We start from the raw sequence: 25,406 nt of genomic DNA on the forward strand, positions 1-25,406 counted from the left end.
GGGGCATGCGCCGGCTGCTGTTCAGGCGCACCCTGTTCGGACTCTTTACCCTCTGGGTGGTGTCGCTCGTTGTCTTCCTCGCAACGCAGGCGCTGCCGGGTGACGCTGCCCAGGCCATCCTGGGTCGCGAAGCAACTCCGGAGCGGCTGGCCGCCCTCCGGGAGCAGCTCAACCTTGGGGGTTCGCTGCCGGAACAGTACTTCGGCTGGCTCGGCCAGCTCCTTAGTTTCAATCTCGGAACCTCCCTGGCCGGGGGGACTCCGGTGGCGTCGGCCGTGGGACCCATGCTCCTGAACTCGAGCATATTGATGCTGTGCGCGGCCGTCATAGCGATCCCGCTCGCCATCGGCATCGGCACGTGGACCGCGCTGCGGAAAGACTCCGCCGTGGACCACGTCACCGGCATCATCACCCTGGTGCTGGCCTCGCTGCCGGAATTCGTGGTGGGCGTGCTGCTGGTCCTGCTTCTGGCCACCGGGGTGTTCCACCTCTTCCCGGCTGTGTTTGTCCTGGTTCCCGGAGAACAGGTATGGAGCAACCCGGCCCAGCTGGTGCTGCCCGTACTGACCCTGGTGCTGGCCGTGTCCCCGTACATCATCCGCATCATGCGGGCCACCATGCTCGAGGTGCTGGAGAGCCAGTACGTGCAGCAGGCCCGGCTCAAGGGTCTGCCGGAGCGCACCGTGGTCCTGCGCCACGCCTTGCCGAACGCCATCGGCCCGGTAGCCCAGGTGATCGCCCTGCAGCTCGCCTGGCTGATCGGCGGCGTGGTGATTGTGGAGTTCCTCTTCCGGTTCCCGGGAGTCGGCTTCCAGCTCATTGACGCAGTCACCAACAGGGACCTGCCCGTGGTGCAGGCACTGGTGATCGTCATCGCCATCTTCTACGTAGCGGTGAACCTTCTTGCAGACGTGGTCACCCTCGCCGCCAACCCTAAAGTAAGGACGGCATCATGAGCATCGGCATGAGCACCCGGCCGGCCGGCAACTCCGCCCAGGCAGGCTGCACCCCCCGGAAGCAGGGGCTCCTCCGGCGGGCACTTCAGTCCAAACGCACCGTTGTGGGCTTGGTGCTGACCCTGGCCGTCCTGGCCGTGGCATTCCTCGGCCCCTACCTGGCACCACATTCCGCCACGGAATTTGTGGCGGCACCCTTTTCACCAGCTGGTACCGGCGGGCCGTTCGGCACCGACAACCTGGACGGGACGTACTTTCCCGTTTCCTTGCCGGCGGGCAGACCCTGATGATCCTCGCGATCATCGCCACCGCCGTCGGCGTGGGCCTGGGCGCCCTGGTGGGAGTGCTGGCCGCGTACCGGCGGGGCTGGCTGGATGAATTGCTGATGCGTGCCGGCGATGTGGCACTGGCATTTCCCCAAATTGTGCTGGCTCTCCTGTTCCTGTCCATCATCGGTCCGGAGCTGTGGCTGCTGGTACTGATGGTGGGTTTCGGCCACCTTCCCCGGGTTGCCCGGGTTGTCCGGGGAGCCGCGTTGTCGGTGGTGGAGCGGGACTTCGTCAAGGCCGCCGAATCTGTCGGAATTCCCCGTTGGCGCATCATGATCGGCGAAATAGTCCCCAACATCAGCAGCACACTGGCGGTGGAATTCGGTCTGCGCCTGACGTACTCGATCGGGCTGGTTGCAGGTCTGAGCTTCCTGGGACTCGGAATGCAGCCGCCCGCCGCGGACTGGGGCCTGATGATCAATGAAAACCGGATTGCCCTGACAATTTCCCCGTGGTCCGTTGCATTACCCGTGATCGCGATCGCCCTCCTGACAGTCGGCACCAACCTGGTGACCGATGGCCTCGCCAAGGCATCCATTGGCAGCGACAAAGGAGTCACGGTATGAGCACCGCCGCGCCCACCCTGGAAGTGGAGGATCTGAAAATCATCGGCATCCCGTCGATGGCCGCCATCGTCGAGGAACTCTCCCTTGAAGTCCGTCCCGGCGAGATATTGGGGGTGGTGGGAGAATCGGGATCCGGTAAGACCACACTTGGGCTGGCCCTGCTGAATTACTGCAAGGAAGGCACCCGGCTCGGCGGTGGCAAGGTGAGCGTCGCCGGCCAGCAGTTGGCCGGATTGAACTGGCGGCAGGTGCGTCAGCTCCGTGGGCGCACCGTTGCCTACATCCCGCAGTCGCCGGCGTCGGCGCTGAACCCCGCCCTTCGCATCAGCACCCAGCTGAAGGAATGCCTTTCAGGCCCCGCGGCCCAGGTGCTGGAACGGGTCCGGCAGGTGCTGCGGGAGGTGGCATTGCCCGACGACGATGCCTTCCTGGCGCGATACCCGCACCAGCTTTCCGGCGGCCAGCAGCAGCGGGTGGCCATCGCCATGGCATTCACCGCGCGGCCGGCCCTGATTGTGATGGACGAACCCACGACCGGTCTGGACGTCAGTACCCAGGCCCATGTGCTGGCCACGGTACGCTCCATGTGCAGGACCTATGATTGCGCCGCGGTCTACATCAGCCACGACATGGCCGTAGTTGCCGAGCTTGCTGACCGGATTGCCGTGATGTACTCAGGCCGTATCGTGGAAATCGGCGGCGCAGCGGAGGTATTGTCCAATTCACGGCACCCATACACCCGGCGCCTGCTGCTGGCGGTACCTGATCTCCTAGCCAAGCGCCCCATGATCGGTATTCCCGGCCACGCCCCATCACCGCTGGCCCGGCCGCAAGGCTGCGCCTTCGCGCCACGCTGCCCGCTCGCGGACGCCGGCTGCGGCACGGTTGCCCCCGCTGCCACCGAGGTTGGTCCCCGGCACACTGTGCGGTGCTTCAAATCCGAGCAGCCCCTACCGCCTCTGCAGCTCCGGAACCCATCCATTTCGTCGGCCCCGGCCGCCGGACGGAAACCGGTGATAAAGATCGAGGGGCTGACCGCCGGCTACGGCAGCAAAACTGTCCTGGAAGGCATAAACCTGCAGGCGTATGCCGGAGAATGCCTGGCGCTGCTGGGAGAATCCGGATCCGGGAAGACCACCTTGAGCCGGTGCATCGCAGGGTTGCATCATAACTACACCGGCGACATCTCACTGGACAACAGCACCCTGGCACCGAGCAGCTTCAAGCGCACCAAGGATCAGCGACGCCGCGTCCAATACATCTTCCAGAACCCCTACGAGTCACTGAACCCGCGGCGAACGGTGGAGGAACTGATTCTCCAGCCCGTCACCGCCGTACGCGGCAAGGTCAGCAATGCCCGCGAGATCGTGGCCACGGCTCTGGAACGTGCATCGCTGCGGCCGGACCACGCCAGACGCTATCCGGACCAGCTTAGCGGCGGGGAACGCCAGCGCGTGGCGATCGCCCGCTCCCTGGCCACCGAACCCGAGGTCCTCATCTGCGACGAAATAACCTCGGCCCTGGACGTGTCGGTGCAGTCCACGCTGGTGGACCTGCTGCGCGGGCTGCAGGCCGAAATGGGGCTCACCCTGGTCTTTATCACCCACAACATTGCCCTGGTGCGCAACATCGCGCAGCAGGTGGCCGTCCTTGAGCGCGGCCGGATCGTCGAATTCGGAGAGGTGGAACGCGTGTTCGCAGACCCCCAGCATCACTACACACAATCCCTGCTCACCGCGACGCCCAACTTCCAGCTTCCCGACCGTCTGAGCACCCCGTGAACGGGGCACCGGTACCCGGACCCAGCTTCCACCCAGAAGCACTGGCAGGACAGGTTGTCCTGATCACCGGCGGCGGCACCGGCATCGGCCGGGCCACGGCCCTCGCCATGGCCGGGTGCGGCGCGAAACTCGTGCTCGCCGGCAGGCGGGAGGTCCTCCTCAAGGAAACCGCCGAGCTGGTCCGCCGGTCCGGCAGCGAGGCCATCGCCGTCGCAGGTGATATCCGCGAGCCGGAGCACGCCACCGAACTTGTGGACGCCGCGCTCGCCGCCTTCGGCCGGATCGATGTCCTGGTCAACAACGCAGGAGGCCAGTTCCAGTCCCCGGCGGAGGACATCTCGCTCAACGGCTGGCGCGCCGTGCACCGGCTCTCGGTGGATTCTGTCTGGAACCTCACCCGCGAAGTGGCCACGCGGACCATGATTCCCAACCGCTCGGGCCTGCTGGTCTTTATGGCTTTCTCGCCCCGGCGCGGTATCCCGGGCATGGTCCATGCGACGGCCGCACGTGCCGCCGTCGAGAATCTCGCCTCCGGGCTGGCGCTGGAGTGGAGCCGGTTTGGCATCCGCTCGGTGGCCGTGGCCCCGGGCAGCATCCTGAGCGAAGGCCTGGAGCAGTACTCCGCCGAGGCACGTTCCGAATGGGAACAGGGAGTCCCGCTTGGACGTCTTGGCCGTCCGGAAGACGTGGCAGACGTTATTACATTCCTGGCCACCGACGCTGCGCGCTACATCACCGGAACCACCATCACCATCGACGGCGGGGCGGACGCCTGGGGCTCAGGCCGTCCCGTCCCCGCAAAGGAGCTCTCATGACCTCAACCATGGACCTGCCGGTCCTCCCCGCCGCCGAGGCCTGCGACCTTGCCGCGCTGTTCGCCCCCAACGCCGTGGCCATCATCGGTGCCAGCGATGACACCCGCAAATACGGAAACTGGATCGCCGTCCAGGCGCTCAAAGGCGGCATCCCGGTCCATTTGGTGAACCGGACCAGGTCCACAGTGCTGGGCCGCACCGCCGTCCCCAGTGTCGCTTCGATCGGCAGCCCCGTCGAACTGGCGGTCATCGCCGTTCCGGCAGCCGGATTCGAGGATGCCGTGGACGACGCCCTGGCCGGAGGCGCCAAGGCCATCGTGGGAATCAGCGCGGGCCTGGGCGAGGCCGGGGGAGATGGCCTGCTGCTGCAGGAGCGCATCACGGCCAAAATCCGTGCCGCAGGCGCCCGGCTCCTGGGTCCTAACTGTCTGGGAGTGCTGGATCACAGCAGCTCGCTGATGCTCGCCTCCAACGAGTTCCCGGTCGGCAACATCGGCGTCATCTCCCAGAGCGGAAACCTGGCCCTGGAACTGGCCACCCTCCTGGTGGACCATGGGCTGGGCGTTTCCCGTTTCGCGTCGCTGGGCAATCAGGCGGACCTCGACGCCGCAGACCTGATCGACGCCTTCGTGAAGCATGAGGGCACCGCGGCCATCGCCGTGTACTGCGAGGATTTCCGCGACGGCCGCCGTTTCGCCCGAGCAGCCCAGCGCGCCGCCGAGGCCGGCAAACCGGTTGTCCTGCTGACCGTCGGAGCCACGGATGCCTCGGTCCGCAACGCGAAGTCCCACACGGGCGCCATGGTGTCCTCCGGGATTGTCGTTGAGGCTGCCTGCCGAGCCTCCGGGATCGAACAGGTCTCCTCGCCTGCCCAGATGGCGCATCTGCTCCAGGCCCTCGTCCGCAGCCGGGTACCCTCCGGCGCCCGCACCGCCGTATTTGCCGACGGCGGCGGGCAGGCATCCGTAGCCAGCGACAACGCAGCCGAACAGGGCCTCGACGTGGTCGAGTTCGGCGCCGCTCTGCAGTCGGCTATCGCAGCGGAACTGCCGCCGACCGCGGCGGTCAGTAATCCGGTGGACGTCGCCGGCGGCGGTGAGCAGGACATCATGTGCTTTCAACGGGTCCTGGGTCACCTGATGGCCAGCGACGACGTCGATGCCACCCTCATGAGCGGCTACTTCGGCGGATACGGAAGCTACGGGCCCGAACTCGCGGCACGTGAAATAGAGACCGCCCAACGGATGGCCGCGGAGACGGCCGCGGTCGGCGGCACGGTACTCGTCCAGACGATGAACTGGCAGTCAGCGGCGGCCTCCGCCCTCCGCGACGGGGGCATCCCCGTCTACCGCGGCATTGAGGAGACCGCATGGGTCCTCGGACGGCTCGCACGCCGCCGCACCGAACCGGCCACCGGAATTCCTGCCCTGCCACTTCCGGCGAAGCCCGTGGAAGATACGGGCTACTACGCCTCACGCCAGCTCCTGGCCGACGCCGGTATTCCCTTCGTAGGGGCAGCCGAGGTGTCCGGCGAGGCCCAGCTCCTGGCCGCGGCGGCCACACTGCGCTACCCGCTTGTCCTCAAGGCCCTTGGGGACGAACACAAATCCGACCGCGGCGGCGTCATCCTCAACATTGCCGACGAGGCTGCCCTGCTCGCGGCCTGGCGGGACGTCGACGCAAGGCTCGCGCCGCCGTCGTGCTCCATCGAAGAGATGGCGGACCTCGCCGGAGCGGTGGAACTGCTGGTGGGGGTCCGGCGCGATCCGCGCTTCGGGCCGCTGGTGCTGGTGGGCTTGGGCGGGGTCTTCGCCGAAATCCTCGGTGACGTGCGCTGCGCCCTCGGCCCGGTGACCGCCGCTCAGGCCAAGGACATGCTGCTGTCGCTGCGCGGCGCGGCGCTCCTGACAGGAGCCCGGGGACGGGCGCCGGTGGATATCGACGCGGCGGCGGACATCGTCGCCCGGCTTTCGACGGTAGCCGCCGCCCACCCGGAGATCGCTGAAATCGAATGCAACCCGGTGGCCGCCACGCCCGCCGGCGCCATCGCGCTGGATGCCCGGATCGTACTCGACTGACCGTTCCGCCAAAAACCAAGCAGCACCAACATACTCAAGAAAGAGGACCCGTGGACTTTCGCATGACTTCCCGCCAGATCGAAATCAAGCAGCGTGCAATCGCCTGGACAAACGAGATGTACCAGTACGAGCTCGACTGTGAAATGAATAACGGGCTCACGGCTGATCAGCACGCCAAGGTCAGGCAACTGGTCATCAACCACGGGCTCGCCGCCATCAACATGCCGGCCGAGTGGGGCGGCGCAGGGCTCAGCGTGCTGGAGCACGCGATCGTCTCCGAAGAAGTGGGAAAACTGACCGGAGCACTGTGGGACACGCTGTGGCGTCCGGCCAACGCGCTGAAGGCTTGCACCCCGGCCCAGCGCGAGGAATACCTGCTCCCCGAGATCCGCGGTGAGCGCCGCGACGCCGTGGCCATCACCGAGCCGGAGGCCGGCTCGGACCCGCAGAACATCCAGACCACCGCGGTCAAGGATGGCGAGCACTACATCATCAACGGTGAAAAGCTCTTCGTAACCGTGGGGGATGCAGCGGACTTCATCCTGGTGCTCGCCAGCGTGGAGGGTGCCCCCACCATGTTCCTGGTGGACAAGGACCTACCGGGTGTCTCCGTCACCCGCACTCCGCGCTACACGCACACCTTCGTCTACGAGCACCCCGAGTTCCTTTTTGAGGACGTGCGCGTGGGGGCAGACAAGATCCTGGGCGAGATCGGCCAGGGCTACGAACTGACGCGAGACTGGTTCGTGGAGGAACGCCTCATGATTGCCGCCCGCACCATCGGCGCCGCTGAACGGGCTACCTTGCTCGCAGCCGAGTTCGCGAAATCCCGTGTGCAGTTCGGCAAGCCCATCCTGGAATTCCAGCTCATCCAGAACATGCTCGCCAAGAACACCGTGGACATCATGACCAACCGTGTCCTGACGTATCAGGTGGCGTGGGAAGCGGACCAGGGAATGGACCGCAAGCTCCTCAACGCCAAGGCCGCCGTCATCAAGCTGGGCGCCTCCGAGGCTTCCAACCGCTGCGTTGACAACGCCCTGCAGATCTTCGGGGGCCGCGGCTACATGCGGGAAAACCCGGTGGAACGCCTGTGGCGAGAGCTCCGCGTGGACCGCATCTGGGAAGGCACCTCGGAAATCCAGACGGTCATCATCGGCAACGAAATCAACAAACGAGGCGCCGAGGGGCTGCTGGGCTACGCCGGCGCGGTGGCGCGGTGACGTCACAGCCACAAACTGCAGGACCGCACTCAGCCGTGACCGGCCCTGCAGCCCAGGATTCCGGGCCTGAACCCCTCGTCAAAGTCCGGCGCCAGGGCAAAGTGGCGGTGGTGCAGCTCAACCGTCCCGGCAAACTCAATGCCCTGTCCACCGCCCTGGAGCAGGCTTTGCTGGACGCCCTGCAGTCGCCGGAAGTGGCGGGTGCTTCGGCGATCGTCTTCGCGGGATCGGACCGGGCCTTTTCGGCCGGTGCTGATACGTCCGAGCTGCCGGAGATGACCCCGCAGAGGATAGCGGCCTACTACCGTGGCAGCGGATCGCTGTATGAGGTCGTCTCCCGGTTGCCGCAGCCCACCGTAGCCGCGGTGTCGGGCTACTGTCTTGGCGCCGGCTTCGAGCTTGCCCTGGCCTGTGACATCCGGATCGCGGACCAGACCGCCAGCTTCGGCCTGCCTGAGGTGGGGCTCGGGATCCTGCCGAGCTCCGGCGGGCTGACCCGCCTGGTCCGTGCGGCCGGCCCGGCCATTGCCCGGGAGATCATCCTGTTCGGCGAGCGGTTCCCGGCGGCCGAGGCTTACCGCCTGGGCCTGGTGCGTGAAGTGGCGCCAGCGGGAGATGCGCTGACCGTCGCCCTTGCGCGGGCTGAGTTCCTGGCCGGTCAGCCGGCCATGGCAGTGGCCTGGACCAAAGCGGCCATCGACGCCGCCGTGGAGTCTTCGGCCTCGGCGTCGATGCTCATCGAACAGCTCGCCTACGCCGCGCTCAACCGCCCCGCAGGGGATCCCGAATGAGCGTGGGCGAATTTGAGCGGGTAGGGGTGCTCGGGTGCGGCCTCATGGGTTCAGGCATCGCGGAGGTCTGCGCCCGGGCCGGTGCCGGCGTTGTGGTTGTTGAAGCCAACGACGCCGCCGTGGCCGCCGGGCGCAAGCGCCTCACGGCGTCCATGGACAAGGCGGTGGCCTCCGGCCGTCTGGACGCCGCGGACAGGGACGAGGCGCTGGCCCGGATCAGCTTTGGCACCGACATCGAGGCGTTCGCGGACCGCCGCCTGGTCATCGAGGCCGTCCCGGAAATCATGGACCTCAAACTCGACGCGTTCCGGCGCATCGACGCCGTCATCCAGGATCCCGAGACGATCCTGGCCTCCAACACCTCCTCCATGCCCATCGGCCGCATCGCCGCGGCAACCCGGCGGCCGGAAAACGTCCTGGGAGTGCACTTTTTCAACCCGGCACCCGTCCAGTCCCTGGTGGAACTGGTCACCGGCCTGCAAACAAGCAGCAGGACCCTGGCGCGGGCCAGCGCTTTCGCGGCAGGTCTCGGCAAGGAAGTCATTGTGGCCAAGGACCGGGCAGGGTTCGTGGTCAATGCCCTCCTGATCCCCTACCTGCTGTCCGCCATCCGCATGGTGGAGGCAGGCCATGCCAGCGCTGCGGACATTGATACCGGCATGGTGGCCGGCTGCGCACATCCAATGGGTCCCCTGAAACTGACGGACCTGGTGGGGCTGGACACGACGCTGCACGTGGCCGCTGCACTGTACGAGGAATTCAAGGAACCGCACTACGCCCCGCCGCCGCTGCTCCTGCGCATGGTGGAGGCAGGCATGCTGGGCCGCAAGAGCGGGCGCGGTTTCTATGACTACGGGTGAGGGAGCAACATCCGCGAAGGCCGTGAGGGACGCCAGTGAAGCGTTCCAGGTCCGGAACACCGGCTTCGATCCGATGGGCCCTGTGGTGTGCTCCAAAGTTGTGGGGTCCGGCCGCACGGTGAACTACATCGACGACGGCGGCGCCTGGGCTGTCCCGCTGCTTTTCCTCGGCGGCGCAGGAACAACGGTCAGGGCCTTCAGGCTCCTGGAGTTCGCCCGGTCCTTCCGGCGCGAATTGGGGATCCGAGTGGTGTCTGTAGAGCGCAATGGGCTGGGGCAGAGCGTGTTCGATCCCGCCGTCGGATTGGATGAGTACGCCGCGGACGTGTGGTCTCTGCTGGACACCTTGGGCATCGGGCAAGTCTCCGTCCTAGCGATTTCCGGTGGCGGACCCTACGCCGCCGCGATCATCGCGGCGCGCCCGGCGCAGGTCCGGTCCCTGCATCTGGCTTGCGCCTTCGCTGAGAGGCCCGAGCGCGCGGACGCGCTGATGGAGGCGGACGCTGTTGCTGCGGACCCGGTGGCCTGGTGGAGGTTCCCGGCCGACAGTTCTATCCACTCCATTCCCGGTTTCGTTGACTCGGTGATCGAGGAAGCCACACGGGGACTCTTCGCGAAGGGGCGCGACGTTCCGCCCGACGGGCTGAGCCAGGCCTTTCGCCTGTACGAATCCGAGCCGCTTCGGGACCTGACCTCGGTCCAGGCCCCGGCGTTCCTGTATTGGGGGAGTGCAGACGAGCTGGTCCCGCTGGAACAGATGGGGCGCTGGACAGCTGCCCTTGCCGGGACCGCAATGGTGGAACGGGTCTACGCGGGCGAGGGCCACGATGTGCAGTACCGCCACTGGGACCAGATCCTGGCCGATGTGAAGTTCCTCGGTGGGCGCATCGTGGCCAGCCGCGGCGGGCGGACGCAGCTCATCGTGCCCGAGGAGGAAGCAGAATTCCTCGCAGCGGGTGGCATTCTTGGCATCGCCGCCTGGCAAAGGCCCACGGACGCGCCGCCTGAGCCCTTCCTGGGTCCGACGCTTCAGCGATAGCGCCGCGGACGCCACGCCAGGACAATTTACCCGGCAGGGTCAGCTGGAGGGCGCCAGCAGTCCTGCCGCGACCAGAAGAGCCAGCAGAATCATGATGATGTCGATGACTCCGAAGATGCCGATGACTCCGAAGATCCAGATCCGGCTGGATTTCCCCTTCGGCGCCCGCCAGATGGCGATGACCGCCGCGAGGAGCAAACCCGCGGCGACCGGGATGAATGCGAGCTGCCGGGGTTCGGTGTCGAGGGGGAGGGGCCGGTCGGCACCGTAGAGGGGCGGGACCCACGGCCGAAATGCCGAGGCCGAGGGAGGCGACGGCGGCAAGGGTGTTGAACGCGGCCTGCTCTACGCCGCGGGCTACCACCGTGCGCATGTTCGCATCTTCTGCCACTTCCCACGCCACGGGAGTACCGTCGTCGTAATCCGCTACGACGACGGCGGCCCGTCCTGCACCCTCGGTATCATCTGGAAGTTGGAACCTGTTCCAGGTCCTCGGCATTGTTTTCCGAATCATTGTCCGACGAGTTGGCAGCGGATGCTCCGTTGTCCCAGCGCCCCGATTCGCGCTGGGAGTAGAACCAAATGGGTATATAGAGCGCCAGAACGAGGAAGCCGAGCCAAGTTGAAGTCCAGCCAATCTCCTGGCTGTTCAGGTAGACCACACCGACCAGACACAGGGGCAGGTTGAACAGGCCAAAGATCATGGCGACGTTTTTCCAGCCCTTGGGTGCTTTGAAGGGCCTTTCCAGGCTAGCGAAGGCGGGGTGTTTCCTGGCTCTGACATAGGCGAACAGACTGATGCCGTTGGCGCAGGTGTAGCCAATGGCGGCGGCCGCGAGAATTGCGGAGAGGGAGCCCATGGAGATCAGGACCAAGTTAAAGGCCGCGGTGACGAGCAAGGCAATAAAGGGAGTTCCGTGGCGATTCGTTTTGCCAAAGACCTTGGGAAGGTTTCCTTCCGTCGTCATGGAGTGCAATGCCCGGGACGAACCCAGGTAAGCCGTCTGGATGATCAGGATCATCGCGGCGATCAGCATGATGATGGTGACGATTGAGCCGGACTCGCCAAAGACTGCCTGGGCAACTGGAATCAGGGGCGATACAGGCTCCGCCATCACACCTTCAACACCGAGCACGCCGATTACTGAAGCCTGCACCAGTACGTACGAGAGGAAGCAGATGATGCCGCAGGAAAACAGCGCTTTCGGGACATCTTTGGAAGGGTTTTTGTATTCAGGGGCGTAGATGGCTGCCGTTTCCCAGCCACAGGCACTCCACTGTGCAATCGCAAAGATGCCAAAAAGGATGAGGATGTGGTGCATGTCCCAGGCCCAGTCAGCCGGCCACCAGTTGCCGGTGATATTGGCAAAGTCGACGTGTCCGGTAGCAAAAGGCGCCACGGTGAGGATAACCAGCGGTATCAGGGAAACCGCCGCCAGGATGTAGCCCAGGATGGCGCCGTCCTTGAGGCCGAACCAGTTAACGATGAACAATCCGGTAAAGATCACCAGACCGGAGATCAACGCGAGCTGATACTCGGTAAATGTCTCGGCCAGAACCGGAAAGAGCCCGTGCAGGTAACCGCCCACCAGGATGGCGAAGATCGCCAGGACCGGGTTCCAGGCAAACCAGTAGCTCCATGCGGAGAAGCCGCCGATCAGTTTGCCCTTGTCGTACTTGCCTTTGAAGTTCTCGGTGCGAAAAACATGCTGCGCGAAACCTGGCAGACCAGAGGCCTTGGGAAAGGTTGTAGCCATTTCAGCGTAGGCAGCGTTCTGTATGAAACCCTGGATGACCGACAACCCCCAAACCAGGATTGCTGCGGCAGCCATATACATCGGCAGGTAGCCCAGGGACGGCAGAATCAACAAGGGGACCCCCAATGCTATGGCCAAGCCCTGTTTCCAGTTGATCGATCTTTCCAGATGGCCAACACCGTCCGAAATACTTTTACTCATAACAGTCTCCTTAGACGGCTTCACGTCGTCTGATCTTTTAGGTTAAATAACCGGGTTCATGCCATTCGCGCAGCTTTCACGATGTGTAGATGAAAATGCATGCGTGCGCAATGGGACAAGCCATGCGTTTGTATCTTCAAACTTTTAGGCTCGGCTAGACCTGCAACCGCGATCTGCAGTTGCATGTATTACCATGAGCGAGAATGAATTACGGCGCGCAAATTTCCGCCCAACCCAGAGGCAGAAAGGGATTCCGAGGGTCTGTAGGGGCGACATAAGATGCTGCCTGCCGTTCAACGGCGTTTGATTTGCAGAAATGCAGAAGCACTTATCGTTGTGATTGGGCGGAACTCTGCGGCATCTATGTCAAGGCTTGAACGGCCATATCGCTTCGTAGTCGATTGCGTCGTCCACGGTGGCGTCTAAAGCTCAGATTTCGTAGTACCGGAAGGAATGCGACTCCGCGCCCTCGGGGTTGGGGCCATAGACGGTAACCATACGGGCGTACGTGGGTGCCCAGTATCGGCCAAGTTGTCCGGGATTTACCCGCGCCGAGTCGCCGGGTCTGAGGACGACAGTCTTGCCCTCAGACTCGATGTAGAGCTCGCCCTCCACAACGAAGTTCGTTTCGCTGTGAGGGTGAAAGTCTTCCCATCCGCAGGCTTCCATTTCCCATTCTGAGAGCCGGAAGTCATCCCAACGTCCTACGGGATCTGCGTTTATAAATCTGCAGCGCAATCGCGGCCATTCATCCTTCATGACCTGCATGGACATCGCTGACCAAAAGTCGATCGGTTCCCCCGTCGTCAGTGCCGGGGGCTGGGTGGCTGTGGCCATAATCTTTCACCGTTCTTCAGTTGGAACTCTGATTTGCGGAACATATCGGTGAAGCAAAAATCAATTACATCAACGTGATGTGAATCACGGACTTTCAATACTCTGACATTGACGATCGTTCTAGTCAAGAGTTCAGGAGCAGGAAGAGGGAACTATTCTCGGTCGAGGATCCGAGCGCCGGTTCACAAAAAGAATCTCGCAGAAATCTTTCCTGAACGATTGACTCGTACGGGTGTTCATGTAAAGGTCGGTGGATGACGAAACGTGATTCACTTCACATCGGAATAGCTCGAGGAGGAGCTCAACCGGTCCGTTGAGAATCAAGAATGTCGGATTTGCGACCATTCCTCACGGAGCCATAACCCGGTTTCAGGGGTGACCTTCAATGCAGTCCCTTATGCGCCAAAAGCGCTGTCCCCTATGGCTATTTATGCCCTAAATGAAGAGTTCTGAAGAACTCTTCACCCAATTCACAGGAGAGACCATGGAAACCACCCTCGTAGGAACACTCAGCAAGGCCGGATCCATCCACAAGGTAGAAAACGGCTTCATCGGGCTGCCCTCGATGAACGAGCCGGGGACGGACGCCGCGATCGGTGACGCCCTCCACAACCCCGCCGGCTCTGTCATGTGCGCCGGCTTCTTCGAGCTGGAGGCTTCCGAACCATTGGTGTACACGTACACCTATGACGAGATGAAGGTGGTCATCAAGGGTGAGTTCATCCTCACGGACCAGACGACAGGAGAAGTCACCCACGCCAGGGAACGCGATGTGCTGTTCTTCCCCAAAGGCACCACCGTCAAGTTCGAGACCCCGGAGTACGGCCTGGGGTTCTTCGCCGGCGACCGCACCTTCGCACCCTAGATGAGTAATTCCGATTGGCTTGGTCGGTGTGGAGGCTTTTAAAGTCAGGCGGAGAGTGTTAAACCCAGTATGTGAACCCCGAATTGAACACTCTCCTGACCACACTCTATGTCCTTCTTACCGACCGTGTCCTGCCGGATCTTGGCGTGTCACGCGACCGCCGGCCTGGGCGCAAGCCCAGCCTGTCGGATGCAGAACTGCTGTGCCTGGCAGTGGCCCAGCAACTGCTGGGGTACTCCTCCGAAACCAGGTGGATCCGGTACGCCCGGACGCACCTGACCGGCATGTTCCCCTCCATTCCTCAGCAGCCCGGCTACAACAAACGGCTCCGGGCCGCCGGGACTCTGATCTCCGCGACTATCACAGCCTTGGCCAAGGACACTCCGTCCTGGCATGACGTGCTCCGCCTGGTCGATTCCACCCCGCTGCCCTGCGGGATGTCACGGGAAACCGTCAAACGCAGCGATCTCTCCGGTCACGCCGGTTATGGCTACTGCGCTTCCCATTCCCGCTACTTCTGGGGCTTCCGGCTCTACCTCATCAGCACCCCGGACGGCATGCCTGTCATCTGGGGTCTGGCGAACCCGAAAATCGGGGAACGCGAAGTCACCCAGGCCCTGCTGGAAAAAGACCACCACCTCGTCCGCGCCGGCCAAGTCATCCTCGGAGACAAAGGCTTCGCCGGCAAAGACTTCGAACGGTTCATCACCGAAGACCTCGGCGCCCACCTCATCAGACCCGACCGCAAGGACGAAAAGCCACGCTTCGGCAAACTCGGCGGCATCCGGCAATGGATCGAATCCGTCTTCGACACCCTCAAAGGCCAACTCACCCTCGAACAACACGGCGGCCGAACCACCGAAGGCGTCTACGCACGCGTCGCCGCCCGGCTCCTGGCCCTCGCCGCCGGAATCTGGCACAACTGGCTAACCGGAGCACCCCGCAAACGCTCCCTGATCGCCTACGACCACTAAATCCAATCGGAATTAATCATCTAGGGGACCATCCAGCGCGTTCACATCGTTGCTGGCTTGATGCGCAACCCAACTCACAACGCCGCACACCAGCGGCCCCTGAAAATTTGGAAGAGGAAAGCAGCATGACACTTCGAGTCGGAATCATCGGTGCCGGCCCCAGCGGCCTGGCCCAACTGCGGGCGTTTGAATCGGCACGCCAAAAAGGCGCCCCCATCCCCGAGATCCTCTGCTTTGAGAAGCAGGACGACTGGGGCGGGCAGTGGAACAACAGCTGGCGGATCGGCCTGGACGCTCACGGCGAGCCGGTGCACTCCAGCATGTACCGCCATCTATGGTCCAATGGGCCCAAGGAATGCCTCGAGTTCTCGGACTACTCCTTTGACGAGCACTTTGGCCGCCCCATTTCCTCTTTCCCGCCCCGCGAGGTTCTCTTCGACTACATCAAGGGCCGGGTGGAAAAGTCCGACGTCCGCAAGTACGTCAAGTTCAACACCGTCGCCCGCCACACCAGCTACAACGAGGCAACGCAGGAATTCACGCTGACGGTTGAAGACCTCAAAACCAACCTCACCGAAACCCACGTGTTCGACAAGCTCGTGGTCGCCACCGGACACTTTTCCGTCCCCTCCGTCCCCGAGTTCAAAGGCATCAAATCCTTTCCGGGCGAGGTTCTGCACGCCCACGACTTCCGCGGAGCCGAGCGCTTTTACGGAAAAAACCTGCTCATGATCGGCAGCAGCTATTCCGCCGAGGACATTGGCATGCAGGCCCACAAAATGGGCGCCGCATCCATCACCATCAGCTACCGGACAGCCCCCATGGGCTATCACTGGCCGGAGAACACGTTTGAGCGCCCACTCGTCACCCACTTCCAAGGCAGCACCGCACACTTTAGCGACGGCACCCAGGATGACTTTGACGCCGTTGTACTTGGCACCGGATACCAGCACAAGTACCCGTTCCTGCCCAGCGAGCTATCGCTGAAGTCGCCAAACGTGCTGTACCCGGGCAACCTTTACAAAGGCGTGGTGTGGCAGCAAAACACCAACCTGTTCTACCTTGGCGCGCAGGACCAGTACTACACCTTCAACATGTTTGACGCGCAAGCGTGGTTTGCCCGCGACGTCATGACAGGAGCGATTGACCTAGCGTCCATTGCCGAGCGCGAGGCGGACATCCAGCTCTGGCTCGCGCGCCAGGCCGCGCTGCCTGATCACGACGCGGAGGCCGATTTCCAGACGGACTACCTGCGGGAACTCATCGATGCCACGGATTACCCGCCCTTCGATCTGGATGCTGTTTCCCAGTTGTTCAAAGACTGGATGCACCACAAGGAAACGGACATCCTGGGGTACCGCGACATGGTCCATCGCTCCGTGGTCACCGGCACCATGGCAACCAAGCACCACACCCGCTGGCTCAACGCCATGGATGACTCCATGAAGCGGTATTTGGAAGGGCCTTCGCAGGATGTGGACACCGGCTCACCTGCCGCTGTAGATGACATCCTTGCCGCGAGGTAGCTACAGGATATTCGCGCTCCGGACCGTATCCTGGCTGTTGCATCGACAGCCAGGGTACGGTCTCCTGCGGTACCAAAATCCATTCCTTCAACGCCAGGTGCAAGGGGTGCTCCATGCGGGCCATTGCCAAGGAGGCTAATGCTCCGTTGGCTACGGCTCATTATTGCTTCAGCGATAAAGACGAGCTCATGGACAAGGCCGCCGAGGCCTGGCTAAAGAGCAGGCAAGCCTACTTGCTGAGATCGAACTCATTCTGTGGGCAACACGCAATGCCGCCGTCAGCCCGCTGGCAGCGAAGATTTATCCCGCCTGCGAAGTGCAACTGGGCAACATGTTCTTACGCTGCCGCGAAGTGTTCTCCCATCCGGACGAAGTGGTTTCCGCCGCCGGGAAGGCGGAGCATGCCCGCAATGCTGGTGTCGATTCGACCGTCGTCGTTGGCGTCGCGATAGTTGCCAAAGGCGGCGACATGAGCCGGCTCCTGCCCCGTGACCATCCGGCTCATGTTGACGCAGTAGCACCCAGCATCGAAAAGTGCGCCGCCGCCGAGCCCTGCATACCAGCGGATGTTGTCGTCCCCGCCCGCATCAAAGGAGTGCCCAACGTGGACAAAGGTCAACGTGCCCACCGCGTTGGCTCCAAGCAACTCCTGCAGCTTTTCGAAACGTGGGTGGAAACGGTACATAAAGCCTTCTAAGACTTTCATCCCGGTTTTCGTCGGCCTTTTCCTAGGTGCGGGAAGCGACCTACGGCATCGCCGATGCTTCTCGAGGCGTCAAATGAACTCATCAAAGATGCCCCATCAACAACGCGTCTCTCGTTACCGGATGCCCTGTTTCCGTGAGCCGCCCTTGAAACGGGAGGTCGGAAAATGGGACAGGCACGCGAGGTAATGGATCGCTTAACCTCGGCCATGACAGCGAGAGATAAAGAGACGCAGGCAGCTTGTTATGCCGCTGATGCGGTCGCCGTTACCCCGGATCAAGGCGAGATTACCGGGCAGTGTCACCGGAACCAACACAGGACCGCTGCCCTTGCCATCCGGCGAAAGCCTGCCTGCAACGGGCAAAAGCATCAGGGTGAGAAGTTGCGACGTAGCGCACGTAGAGGCTGGCCTAATCAAACAGCACGCATTCTACTTTGACCAGATGGAGCTCATGGCACAGCTTGGCCTGCTCCCTGAATCCGTTTCCAAGCCAGGAGCCTGAATGGCAGATCAGGACCACCGGTAGCGCCACAATCGGAATTTTTCAAGCTGAGCGGTACCAGTGGGAGTTAGGCGGCTGACTGTTCGGTGATTTCCTTTGGCTGGTTGATCCAGGCTGGTCCTGGGAGTGCGAGGATTTTGGGATCTGTTTTCTTGGTGAAGCGTTCGGGGTGTCTCGCGCGGGCTGCAGCGAGGGTTGCAGAGCGTTCCTTGGCCACGGTGGAGGCGTGGCCGTAATGGACATTGGCGGGCGTGTGGAAGCCGATGCCGGAGTGCTGGTGATGATGGTTATACCAGTCCACGAACCCGCTGATAAATGCGCCGGCATCGTGGACTGAGGCGAAGCGTTCGGGGAATTCCGGACCGTATTTCAGCGTCTTGAACAGCGCCTCGCTGTAGGGATTGTCATTGCTCACCCGGGGTCTGGAATGGGATCGGGTGACTTCCAGATCCGAGAGCAGCGCGGCGACGGTTTTGGATGTCATGGACGTTCCACGGTCCGCGTTAAGCCGAATTCGGCTTAACGCGGATTATGCCGAGGAAAACGCTAAGCCGAGGAACTGTGTTGTGGGCCGTGCTACTCGGGGAATCGGGATTCTTTCTTCGGCTTAGCATTTTTGAGGTTACCGGAGCGTGTAGAGGATTTGTAGTCTTTCTTCGCTGAGCCATTCGGTGTCAGCGTGGCTGATTCCGGGGGTTGCGGCGTTCATGGCTTTCGTCATCATGTCCAGGGTGGCAAAGGCGTAGAAGGCCGAGGTGGTGCTCATGCTTTCGTGTCCGAGCAGTTGCATGATGATCGGCAGCGGAATCCCTTGCTTGTAGAGGTCCATGGCCTTGGTCTTGCGCAGCATGTGGCAATTTAGCTTGTCCGGAATTGACGGACAGGATCCCCGCGCGATTTCCCCGGCCTTCTTGAGGATCGCCGAGACACTGTCTTCCGAGAGCCTGGTAGGTTCCCCGAAATGGGTGCTGTTGAACAGCGGGCGCGTGGCCGGCAGGCTCGCCCGCCGGGAATGAAACTCCTCCAGATAGACCTGCAGGTGCTCGACCGTTTTATCGCCCAGGGGGACGACGCGGCTCTTGTTCCCTTTACCGGTCAGCGTCAGGTGCGCCGACCGTGCCAGCTGCAGGTCCCCGAGGGTCAGACCGGTGATTTCACTGACGCGTGCCGCGGACTCGTAGAGGAGTATCAGGAGCATGCGGTTGCGCCGCGACTTCACGCTTGCGCCGGTGAAGGCCGCAAGGATCGCCGCGGTTTCGTGCTGCTCCAAGTATTCGATGGGCTTCTTCGCCACGGCTGGGGCCTTGAGTGTCTTGGCCGCATCATGCAACGCCACCAACCGAAGGTCCTCTTGGGAGGCGTAGCGCAGGAACGCCCTGATCGCGGTCGGTCAGACGCAGACCCAGGGTTTTTGGCTGATAGTTTTTGCTCTCCCGCATCCAGATCAGCCAGCCCTTGAGGAAGCGTCGTTCGAAGTGGTCAAAGCCGATGTCCTCGTGCTGGATATGCTGCTCGGTGACGAGGTAGTCCACGAAGCACTCCAATGAGATCCGGTAGGCTTCGATGGTTTTTGGGGACAGGTCCCTGACTTTGGGCATGTATTCGTGCAAATAGTTACGCGCGTATCCCCAGAAGTTCGGGGTATCGCTGCTGGTGTCTCGTTTCATTCGAATCCCACCTCAGGCAGTATCTTCTGGCCTTCACGGACGATGTCGGCGTAGCCGCCCATGAAATCCGCGGATGTATGGATGTAGTAATAGGTGCTGTCTAGCGACGCGTGGCCCATGTACCGGGCCAGGTAGGGCAGCATGGCATTGACGTCAACGCCTTCGGCCATCCACCGCTCGATGTTGGCATAGGCATAGTGATGTCTCAGGTCATAGGGCCTCGGTTGCTTCCCTTCAAGGGGCCGCGGCAGCCGGGCCTGGTCCCAGATCCTGGTGAACATCACCCCAACGGATACCGGGTCTACCGGGTTGCCGGTGGAGGAAGCGAAGAATGCGGCTCGTTTTTTGCCCAGGGTCCGCTCCAACGCCCGATCGCATTCAGCCAGGATGCCAACGACCTGATCGGTGATCGGAAGCTGGCGGCTGCGGTTGCCCTTGGACCAGCGCACGTCGATGAACCTTTCATCAAGGTTCACATCGTTTACTGCCAGGCGGCGCACCTCGCAGGTGCGCAGCCCGCACGAATGCATGAGGGCGAAGAACGCGAGCCCCTGCCACTTCCATGGCGAGATGCTTTCCAACCGTGCCGCGGCATCGAAGAACCTGCTGACTTCTTCGTGCGAGAACAGATACGGCTGGATGCGGATGCGTTTGCTCTTCCACTGATCCGATAACACGTACGCATTCTCGTTGCCGTTGATGCGCTCCCAGCGCCCGAAGTCTCTGATGTATGACATCCACGACCGGCAGGAATTCGGCCGGCCCGAAAGCCTTGAGGTGACCCATCCTTCAAGGGCGGACCGGTCAAAATTCTGCAGGCCGTGGTCTGTGCAGTAGCGATCGAAATTCTTCAAATACCACAGCCGGGATGCGCAATGAATGCCCATGCTTTCCTTGAAGCCAAGGAAACGTTCAAGATCGGGCGCGAACACACTGGTGAACCTGGGCCCGTTCACCGGATGACTCCTTGCCGGATCGGGAGCGGGAGCACGCACGCGCGCATATGCTCGGTGTCAGTACTCAAATAGACGTCGGTGGAATCAGGGCTTGAATGGCCCAAAACCGCCGATATCGTTGGCAGCGGTGTCCCTGCACGCAGGAGCTTGGAGGCCGCATTGTGGCGTAGCAACCTTGTCCCCACCCTTGTACGTTCCAACCCTGCTGTTTTGAACACCCGCGCGGTCACTCGATAAATCGCCGCGTGGCCCGCCAGTTCAGTATGGGGCGCCACCACACGCAAAAACACGTGCTCGTCCACAACGTTCGGCCGCTCACCAAGGACGTACTCTGCAAGTTTCCCCGCGATCGCAGGAGGCAACGGCATTGTCAGCGGATTGCTGGTCTTCTGTTGGACGATCCCGACCGTCCGCCCTCGCCAGTCGATGTCCTGCAAACGCAGGGAAACAAGATCACACGCCCTCAGGCCGGTCACCAGCGCCAGCAGTGTGATCGCTGCGTCACGTGCGGAAACTTGCCCATTCATGCAGGCTTGAACAACAATTTCTTCTTCGTCGTTGCCCAGCAAGGGAACGATGCCGTGGTGACGTTTCACCCCGGCCATTTTCAGTGCATTGAGCAGGTCGACACGTTGGGTGAAGTTCAGGAACGGACGGAAACTCGTGACCGCAGACCACAACGCAGTTTTCGCCCAGCGATCGCTCAATGATTCCAGGAACCCAAATACACTGGCCCCGTCGGCCTCCTGAAGGGACATGATTCCGTTGGCCTCCAAATAGAGGAGGTAATCGCACGCGGCACGACTGTAAGCGCTCTGGGTGGCCACTGCCAGACCGCGCTGCTCCATCTCCGCCGACCACGCAGCCAAGAGCACGGTGAAATCCTTTGACTGCGGAACAACCCGACCACCGCCGTGCCTTTTCGCCGAAAGGTCCACCTGCCCGGTGAACACGTAGGAGTCGAAGACTCCAGCCAAGCGGGCAAAGTCCGCACGCGGCCTCGGACTGAATACCTTTCCAGTGCGTGGGTCTGCAGTCATCACGGCAAAGTCGGCACCTAACGCAGGCGAATATTCTTCACCACGATCTTGAGCGAGTATTTCCAACCACCGAATTGCGTTGCGGTACTGGACAATCGTTAGCTTCGCATGGCCGTCGGCTTCCAACGCAGCAACAACCCGCTCGCCAATCTCTCTGACCTTCGTATCCATGACATTCCCCTTTCACCGGGTCTATGGATACGACGACGGTAACCCCGCAATGAGTCCCCAGCACTAAGCCGAAGAAAGAATCCCGATTCCCCGAGTAGCACGGCCCACAACACAGTTCCTCGGCTTAGCGTTTTCCTCGGCATAATCCGCGTGCACGACCTGGGGGATGCCGTGGATTCCGAAGATTCCCTTCATCATTTCCACCGCCAGCGCCCCGGATTCGGTGGCGTGGACGTGCGCGCCGACTATGAATCTGGAATGGATATCGATCATCATGTAGCAGTCGAAGTACTTGCCCCTGACCGGGCCCGCAAGCTTTGTAATATCCCACGTGAACACCTGCCCCGGGGCGGTGGCGACCAGTTCAGGAACCGTCCGGGGCGGGTGCTTAGCCAGCCGGCGGCGTTCTTTGACCTGCTTGTTTTCCTCCAGCACACGATAGAAGGTCGACAGGGATCCCAGATAGATTCCCTCGTCCAGCAGCTTCGTATAGACCTGCATGGGTGCCAGGTCCACGAACTCCAGCGAGTTCAGCGCGGCCAGGATCTCCGCCCGCTCAGCGGCGCTGAGCTTGTTCTGCGGCAACACCGCATGGTGGTCCCGCGGCGGTGCCGGTTTGCGGTTCGCGGTCGTCCTGGAAACGCCGGTCAATGCCGCCGCCCGGCGTGATGGAATCTTCAGTTCCAGCATCGACCGGTACGTTGCCATCAGCGTTTCTTGGATCGGGGCTCGTCCGGCATATCCTCTGAGGCGCTCTCTAAGAACGCCTGTAGTTTTCCCATCAGGTCCAGGGCTGCCTCGGTCTTCTTCAACCGGCTCTCGCTCACCTCTAACTGGCGGCGCAAACGCGCGTTCTCGGCCTGGTCCGCCGAGAGTTTCCCGATCGATTCCCCGGCCTTCTTTCCGGCCAGGACGCCGGCGTCCCTCAGCCGCCTCCATTCGGTCATCTGCGACGAGTACAGGCCCTCTGTGCGCAGGAAAGCACCACCCTCATTGCTCTCGCAGGCATTCTCATATGCCGCCAAGAACTCGAGCTTCTGGGCCGGGGTGAATGACCGGCGAGGCCGCGGCCCGCCGGCCCGCGGCCCAGAACTACTACTACTACTACTACTACTACTACTACTACTACTACTACTACTACTACTACTACTACTACTACTACTACTACTACTACTACTACTACTCACAGCACTATCTTCGCGTACTGCACTCAAAACTGGACTGGACATGATGACTGGATTCCTGGCTCTCGCCCCACGCGATTAAACGGACTTGCTACGAGCCCCTGGTACCGTTCCAGCCTGACACGTAGGGCAATCGGAAATGATCTGGGCGGCCGGGAGCTATCCCAAGGGTAAGACCTCGCTTCTTGCCTAAGAGCAGGCTCGCCCACCTGACAGAAGGGGCCAACAACTGGATTAGTTGGAGGAAAATCGAGGGGAATCTAATATTTGCACGGGAAAGGTGCAGGCAAAGACCTGTCCATCACATTGTGGGACTCTGAGGATTCCATGACCGCGAGCCGGGAGACGGCGAATAAGATCATGACAGAGACCAGCGCAGCTGAAGGAACTCAGATCCTCACAGTGAATTCGAAGTGACGGCCAGCAGCTTCGAAGACTGAACATCCCCAGCCTGTGTCACATCCACCAGGACTTGCCCCCTTGCGGCCCGCAACAACAGGGGTCCCCGGGGAGGTGGTCCGGTACATGCGCGTGCTCGAACCGGACGCGGCCCGAGGCGGCGGGCGGGGACTCAGCCGCCGGCGGCGGCCACCTGAAACCTCAATCCCTGCACCCGGAACTTCTGCACCTGGGCCGGGTCGGCGCCGAGGAACACGCGGTCAAAGCTCATCCGCTCCAGGGCCGCCTCGGCCAGGGGGCCTGCGAAGCTTTGGCTCAGGGTCCGCAGGGGGCCGCCGAGGCAGTCCACCTCGATGCCGTCGGACTCGGGCAGTTGCTGCATGGTGTTGACGCCCGGTGTGGTTACGGACAACCGATCAAACCCGCGCAGTTCGTGGGCCAGGGCACCCACGGTGGAGCCGGCGTCGAGCAGGATGTGCTCCCCGGGCCGGATCACGGACGCCGCCCGGCGGGCGATTGCCTGTTTCTGCTCAAACGCCTCGCCGGTGCGCTGCCGCAACGATGCTTCCGGGTACCAGGCAACGCTCTTGGCCTAGCCAGAAGCCCTCAGCCGTTCACGCCGCCGGTGCATAGGGCCCCCGGCTCCGGAGCGTTGGGGGACTGGGCGTAGGCGCGCATGAAAGTGGCAATGCGCGGATCGGCGGCATCGGTCACGGTCAGCTGGGCACCCCAGGCCGTGGCCGTGATTTCGGTCCCGGAGTCCGTACCGGGGCTGAGTAGAACGTAGGGCTTGTCCTTGGCTACCGCGGTCAGCGCGGTAACGTCGGCAGCGGCCAGGCCGGAGCCGTACGTGATGCTGACGGCGCCGTGCTCCAAGGAGTGGACGGCGCGCTCTTTGTTGACGGGTTCGGTGTAGATCCCGCAATTGGTCCAGGTGGCCGCATGGTCACCACCGACGCCGGGCGGGTGGGGGTAATTCACGGGTCCTTCCACGTGGTTCCGGGACAGGCCGGTAAAGGTCTGGATGCCCTCGATGGGTTGCTTGGCGGCCTCGGCTGCGGCGTTCTTTTCCTGCACGGACCCGACGATGGTCAGGGTGACGGCGGTGATGATGCCCGCCACGAGCAGGCCAAAACCGCCGAAGAGGAGGATCTTGAGGCGGCGCCGTTTCGCCTGCTGCCGTGCGCGGATACCGGCCACGGTCTGTTCGTTTTCGGCGCGTCGTTGTTCTACGTTACTCATGCGGAGTTTCCTTTACTGGCGGGGCGGGTTCCGTGGCGTCGTGGAGTGCGACGGGTCCGCCGGGGGCGGGTTCTTTCGGGGCGGGCGGGACGGCGGAGCGGGGTCGGGTCCTGAGCCGCTGGAAGAGGACGAGCCCGGCCAGGAAGAGCAGGCCGGCCACCCAGGTGTTCACGCGCAGGCCCAGGATCAGGTTGGCCGGGTCCGAGCGCATCAGCTCGAAGGCGAAGCGACCGGCAGTGTAAAACACGATGTACAGGGCGAACACTGAACCGGAACCAAGGGTGTAGCGGCCATCCAGGAACATCAGCAGCGCCGCCGCGGCCAGGACCCAGAGTGACTCGTACAGGAAGGTCGGCTGAAAATAGCCCAAGACCTCAGGGCCGCCGTCGGCACCGGTCAGCGCTTGCCCGGTGACGGGGTCCATGGCATGGATCTGGAGTTTCCAGGGCAGATCCGTCGGTTCGCCGAAGAGTTCGTTGTTGAACCAGTTGCCCCAGCGGCCCAGGCCCTGGGCGATCAGCAGGCCCGGTGCCGCCGCGTCCACGAACGCAGGGAACGGAACCCCGGCGCGGCGGGCCCCGATCAGGGCTCCAACGAGTCCGAGGGCAACGGCGCCCCAGATCCCGAGGCCGCCTTCCCAGATCCGGAATGCACCCCAGGGGTCACGGCCGGGGCCGAAGTAGAGCTGGTTGTCCGTGATGACGTGGTAGATCCGGCCGCCGACGATGCCGAACGGCACTGCCCAGGTCACAATGTCGAGGGTCTGGGAGGTGGTGCCGCCGCGGGCCCTGAGCCGGCGGGCGGTAAGCCAGACGCCAACGACGATGCCGGCCAGGATGGCGAGGGCGTAGAAGCGGATGGTCAACGGCCCGAGCTGGAAGGCACTGAACGTGGGGGAGGGAAAGAAGGGCTCTGTCGCGACAGGTATGTTCATGGTCCGG

25 protein-coding genes and 3 pseudogenes are annotated in these 25,406 nt (G+C 62.7%); 15 read left to right on the plus strand and 13 right to left on the minus strand.

The features are described from left to right. The first annotated feature begins 5 nt into the window (after window positions 1–5). The 10 genes from ACQCSV_RS05950 to ACQCSV_RS05995 all read left to right on the plus strand — a co-directional run bounded on the left by ACQCSV_RS05950 (window position 6) and on the right by ACQCSV_RS05995 (window position 10,438). Window positions 6–956, plus strand: coding sequence for an ABC transporter permease (locus ACQCSV_RS05950; RefSeq protein ID WP_185262824.1), 951 nt, complete (start codon window positions 6–8; stop codon window positions 954–956). After that, window positions 953–1,243: a hypothetical protein gene (locus ACQCSV_RS05955; RefSeq protein WP_426939324.1), complete on the plus strand. Its 291-nt coding sequence runs from the start codon at window positions 953–955 to the stop codon at window positions 1,241–1,243. The genes ACQCSV_RS05950 and ACQCSV_RS05955 overlap by 4 nt, the downstream gene beginning before the upstream one ends. After that, on the plus strand, window positions 1,243–1,851 hold the full coding sequence (locus ACQCSV_RS05960) for an ABC transporter permease (protein WP_426939325.1): 609 nt from the start codon (window positions 1,243–1,245) through the stop codon (window positions 1,849–1,851). The genes ACQCSV_RS05955 and ACQCSV_RS05960 overlap by 1 nt, the downstream gene beginning before the upstream one ends. Further along, window positions 1,848–3,632, plus strand: a complete 1,785-nt coding sequence (locus ACQCSV_RS05965; RefSeq protein ID WP_354224335.1) for an ABC transporter ATP-binding protein — start codon at window positions 1,848–1,850, stop codon at window positions 3,630–3,632. Before ACQCSV_RS05960 ends, ACQCSV_RS05965 begins: the two co-directional genes overlap by 4 nt. Then, a complete protein-coding gene (locus tag ACQCSV_RS05970) occupies window positions 3,629–4,447 on the plus strand; it encodes an SDR family NAD(P)-dependent oxidoreductase (RefSeq protein ID WP_282330981.1) in 819 nt (272 codons plus the stop codon). Before ACQCSV_RS05965 ends, ACQCSV_RS05970 begins: the two co-directional genes overlap by 4 nt. Continuing rightward, window positions 4,444–6,525, plus strand: a complete 2,082-nt coding sequence (locus tag ACQCSV_RS05975; RefSeq protein ID WP_354224337.1) for an acetate--CoA ligase family protein — start codon at window positions 4,444–4,446, stop codon at window positions 6,523–6,525. The genes ACQCSV_RS05970 and ACQCSV_RS05975 overlap by 4 nt, the downstream gene beginning before the upstream one ends. A gap of 62 nt (window positions 6,526–6,587) precedes the next feature. Further along, on the plus strand, window positions 6,588–7,748 hold the full coding sequence (locus ACQCSV_RS05980; RefSeq protein WP_219729685.1) for an acyl-CoA dehydrogenase family protein: 1,161 nt from the start codon (window positions 6,588–6,590) through the stop codon (window positions 7,746–7,748). Window positions 7,749–7,783: 35 nt separating this feature from the next. After that, window positions 7,784–8,539, plus strand: a complete 756-nt coding sequence (locus tag ACQCSV_RS05985) for an enoyl-CoA hydratase/isomerase family protein (RefSeq protein ID WP_354224339.1) — start codon at window positions 7,784–7,786, stop codon at window positions 8,537–8,539. Further along, complete coding sequence (locus ACQCSV_RS05990; protein ID WP_354166526.1) at window positions 8,536–9,399, plus strand: 3-hydroxybutyryl-CoA dehydrogenase; 864 nt, start codon at window positions 8,536–8,538, stop codon at window positions 9,397–9,399. The genes ACQCSV_RS05985 and ACQCSV_RS05990 overlap by 4 nt, the downstream gene beginning before the upstream one ends. Beyond that, window positions 9,386–10,438 (plus strand): alpha/beta fold hydrolase, encoded by a 1,053-nt coding sequence (locus tag ACQCSV_RS05995; protein WP_426939326.1) that lies wholly within the window; start codon window positions 9,386–9,388, stop codon window positions 10,436–10,438. Before ACQCSV_RS05990 ends, ACQCSV_RS05995 begins: the two co-directional genes overlap by 14 nt. A 39-nt stretch (window positions 10,439–10,477) precedes the next feature. Here ACQCSV_RS05995 and ACQCSV_RS06000 read toward each other — a convergent pair whose 3' ends face one another. From ACQCSV_RS06000 to ACQCSV_RS06010, 3 genes are all read right to left on the minus strand, one after another. Further along, complete coding sequence (locus ACQCSV_RS06000; protein ID WP_354154028.1) at window positions 10,478–10,762, minus strand: hypothetical protein; 285 nt, start codon at window positions 10,760–10,762, stop codon at window positions 10,478–10,480. Between the two features lie 137 nt (window positions 10,763–10,899). After that, window positions 10,900–12,396 carry an APC family permease gene (locus ACQCSV_RS06005; protein ID WP_426939327.1) on the minus strand — a complete coding sequence of 499 codons (1,497 nt, stop codon included), beginning with the start codon at window positions 12,394–12,396 and terminating at the stop codon, window positions 10,900–10,902. Window positions 12,397–12,825: 429 nt separating this feature from the next. Beyond that, on the minus strand, window positions 12,826–13,233 hold the full coding sequence (locus tag ACQCSV_RS06010; protein ID WP_426939328.1) for a cupin domain-containing protein: 408 nt from the start codon (window positions 13,231–13,233) through the stop codon (window positions 12,826–12,828). 484 nt (window positions 13,234–13,717) lie between these two features. Here ACQCSV_RS06010 and ACQCSV_RS06015 point away from each other — a divergent pair, with 484 nt between their 5' ends. The 3 genes from ACQCSV_RS06015 to ACQCSV_RS06025 all read left to right on the plus strand — a co-directional run bounded on the left by ACQCSV_RS06015 (window position 13,718) and on the right by ACQCSV_RS06025 (window position 16,598). Next, on the plus strand, window positions 13,718–14,098 hold the full coding sequence (locus ACQCSV_RS06015; RefSeq protein WP_354154026.1) for a cupin domain-containing protein: 381 nt from the start codon (window positions 13,718–13,720) through the stop codon (window positions 14,096–14,098). Between the two features lie 71 nt (window positions 14,099–14,169). Beyond that, window positions 14,170–15,072: an IS982 family transposase gene (locus ACQCSV_RS06020; RefSeq protein ID WP_426938844.1), complete on the plus strand. Its 903-nt coding sequence runs from the start codon at window positions 14,170–14,172 to the stop codon at window positions 15,070–15,072. Between the two features lie 125 nt (window positions 15,073–15,197). After that, window positions 15,198–16,598: an NAD(P)/FAD-dependent oxidoreductase gene (locus ACQCSV_RS06025; protein WP_354154025.1), complete on the plus strand. Its 1,401-nt coding sequence runs from the start codon at window positions 15,198–15,200 to the stop codon at window positions 16,596–16,598. Between the two features lie 337 nt (window positions 16,599–16,935). On the opposite strand, the gene ACQCSV_RS06030 is transcribed toward ACQCSV_RS06025, so the two are convergent. Next, on the minus strand, window positions 16,936–17,304 hold the full coding sequence (locus tag ACQCSV_RS06030) for a Gfo/Idh/MocA family protein (protein WP_426939329.1): 369 nt from the start codon (window positions 17,302–17,304) through the stop codon (window positions 16,936–16,938). A 253-nt stretch (window positions 17,305–17,557) separates the two neighbouring features. On the opposite strand from ACQCSV_RS06030, the gene ACQCSV_RS06035 reads away from it, so the two are divergent. Then, window positions 17,558–17,806 carry an ester cyclase gene (locus ACQCSV_RS06035; protein WP_426939533.1) on the plus strand — a complete coding sequence of 83 codons (249 nt, stop codon included), beginning with the start codon at window positions 17,558–17,560 and terminating at the stop codon, window positions 17,804–17,806. A gap of 67 nt (window positions 17,807–17,873) precedes the next feature. Here ACQCSV_RS06035 and ACQCSV_RS06040 read toward each other — a convergent pair. From ACQCSV_RS06040 to ACQCSV_RS06065, 6 genes and pseudogenes are all read right to left on the minus strand, one after another. Then, window positions 17,874–18,314, minus strand: a pseudogene (locus ACQCSV_RS06040) (transposase); the annotation flags it as partial. Window positions 18,315–18,428: 114 nt separating this feature from the next. Continuing rightward, window positions 18,429–19,142, minus strand: a complete 714-nt coding sequence (locus ACQCSV_RS06045; RefSeq protein WP_426939330.1) for a tyrosine-type recombinase/integrase — start codon at window positions 19,140–19,142, stop codon at window positions 18,429–18,431. Next, on the minus strand, window positions 19,129–19,473 hold the full coding sequence (locus tag ACQCSV_RS06050; RefSeq protein ID WP_426939331.1) for a hypothetical protein: 345 nt from the start codon (window positions 19,471–19,473) through the stop codon (window positions 19,129–19,131). Before ACQCSV_RS06050 ends, ACQCSV_RS06045 begins: the two co-directional genes overlap by 14 nt. Next, a complete protein-coding gene (locus tag ACQCSV_RS06055) occupies window positions 19,470–20,210 on the minus strand; it encodes a tyrosine-type recombinase/integrase (RefSeq protein ID WP_426938916.1) in 741 nt (246 codons plus the stop codon). The genes ACQCSV_RS06050 and ACQCSV_RS06055 overlap by 4 nt, the downstream gene beginning before the upstream one ends. A 215-nt stretch (window positions 20,211–20,425) precedes the next feature. Continuing rightward, complete coding sequence (locus ACQCSV_RS06060) at window positions 20,426–21,640, minus strand: tyrosine-type recombinase/integrase (protein WP_426938917.1); 1,215 nt, start codon at window positions 21,638–21,640, stop codon at window positions 20,426–20,428. A gap of 144 nt (window positions 21,641–21,784) precedes the next feature. Continuing rightward, window positions 21,785–22,737 (minus strand): annotated as a pseudogene (locus tag ACQCSV_RS06065) (IS3-like element ISAar46 family transposase); the annotation flags it as partial. On the opposite strand from ACQCSV_RS06065, the gene ACQCSV_RS06070 reads away from it, so the two are divergent. Further along, the gene (locus ACQCSV_RS06070) at window positions 22,692–22,871 is read left to right on the plus strand and encodes a hypothetical protein (protein ID WP_426939591.1); all 180 of its coding nucleotides are present in this window, start codon (window positions 22,692–22,694) and stop codon (window positions 22,869–22,871) included. The pseudogene ACQCSV_RS06065 and the gene ACQCSV_RS06070 sit on opposite strands and share 46 nt — an antisense overlap. 590 nt (window positions 22,872–23,461) lie before the next feature. On the opposite strand, the pseudogene ACQCSV_RS06075 reads toward ACQCSV_RS06070, so the two are convergent. The 3 genes and pseudogenes from ACQCSV_RS06075 to lgt all read right to left on the minus strand — a co-directional run. After that, window positions 23,462–23,797, minus strand: a pseudogene (locus tag ACQCSV_RS06075) (DeoR/GlpR family DNA-binding transcription regulator); the annotation flags it as partial. A gap of 32 nt (window positions 23,798–23,829) precedes the next feature. After that, on the minus strand, window positions 23,830–24,465 hold the full coding sequence (locus tag ACQCSV_RS06080; protein WP_426939332.1) for a DUF3105 domain-containing protein: 636 nt from the start codon (window positions 24,463–24,465) through the stop codon (window positions 23,830–23,832). Then, window positions 24,458–25,399, minus strand: coding sequence for a prolipoprotein diacylglyceryl transferase (lgt, locus tag ACQCSV_RS06085; RefSeq protein ID WP_354154022.1), 942 nt, complete (start codon window positions 25,397–25,399; stop codon window positions 24,458–24,460). The genes ACQCSV_RS06080 and lgt overlap by 8 nt, the downstream gene beginning before the upstream one ends. Window positions 25,400–25,406: the final 7 nt, after the last annotated feature.

The sequence above is a fragment of the Pseudarthrobacter sp. S3 genome, from assembly GCF_050156905.1.
In the GTDB taxonomy this organism is placed as follows: Bacteria; Actinomycetota; Actinomycetes; order Actinomycetales; family Micrococcaceae; genus Arthrobacter.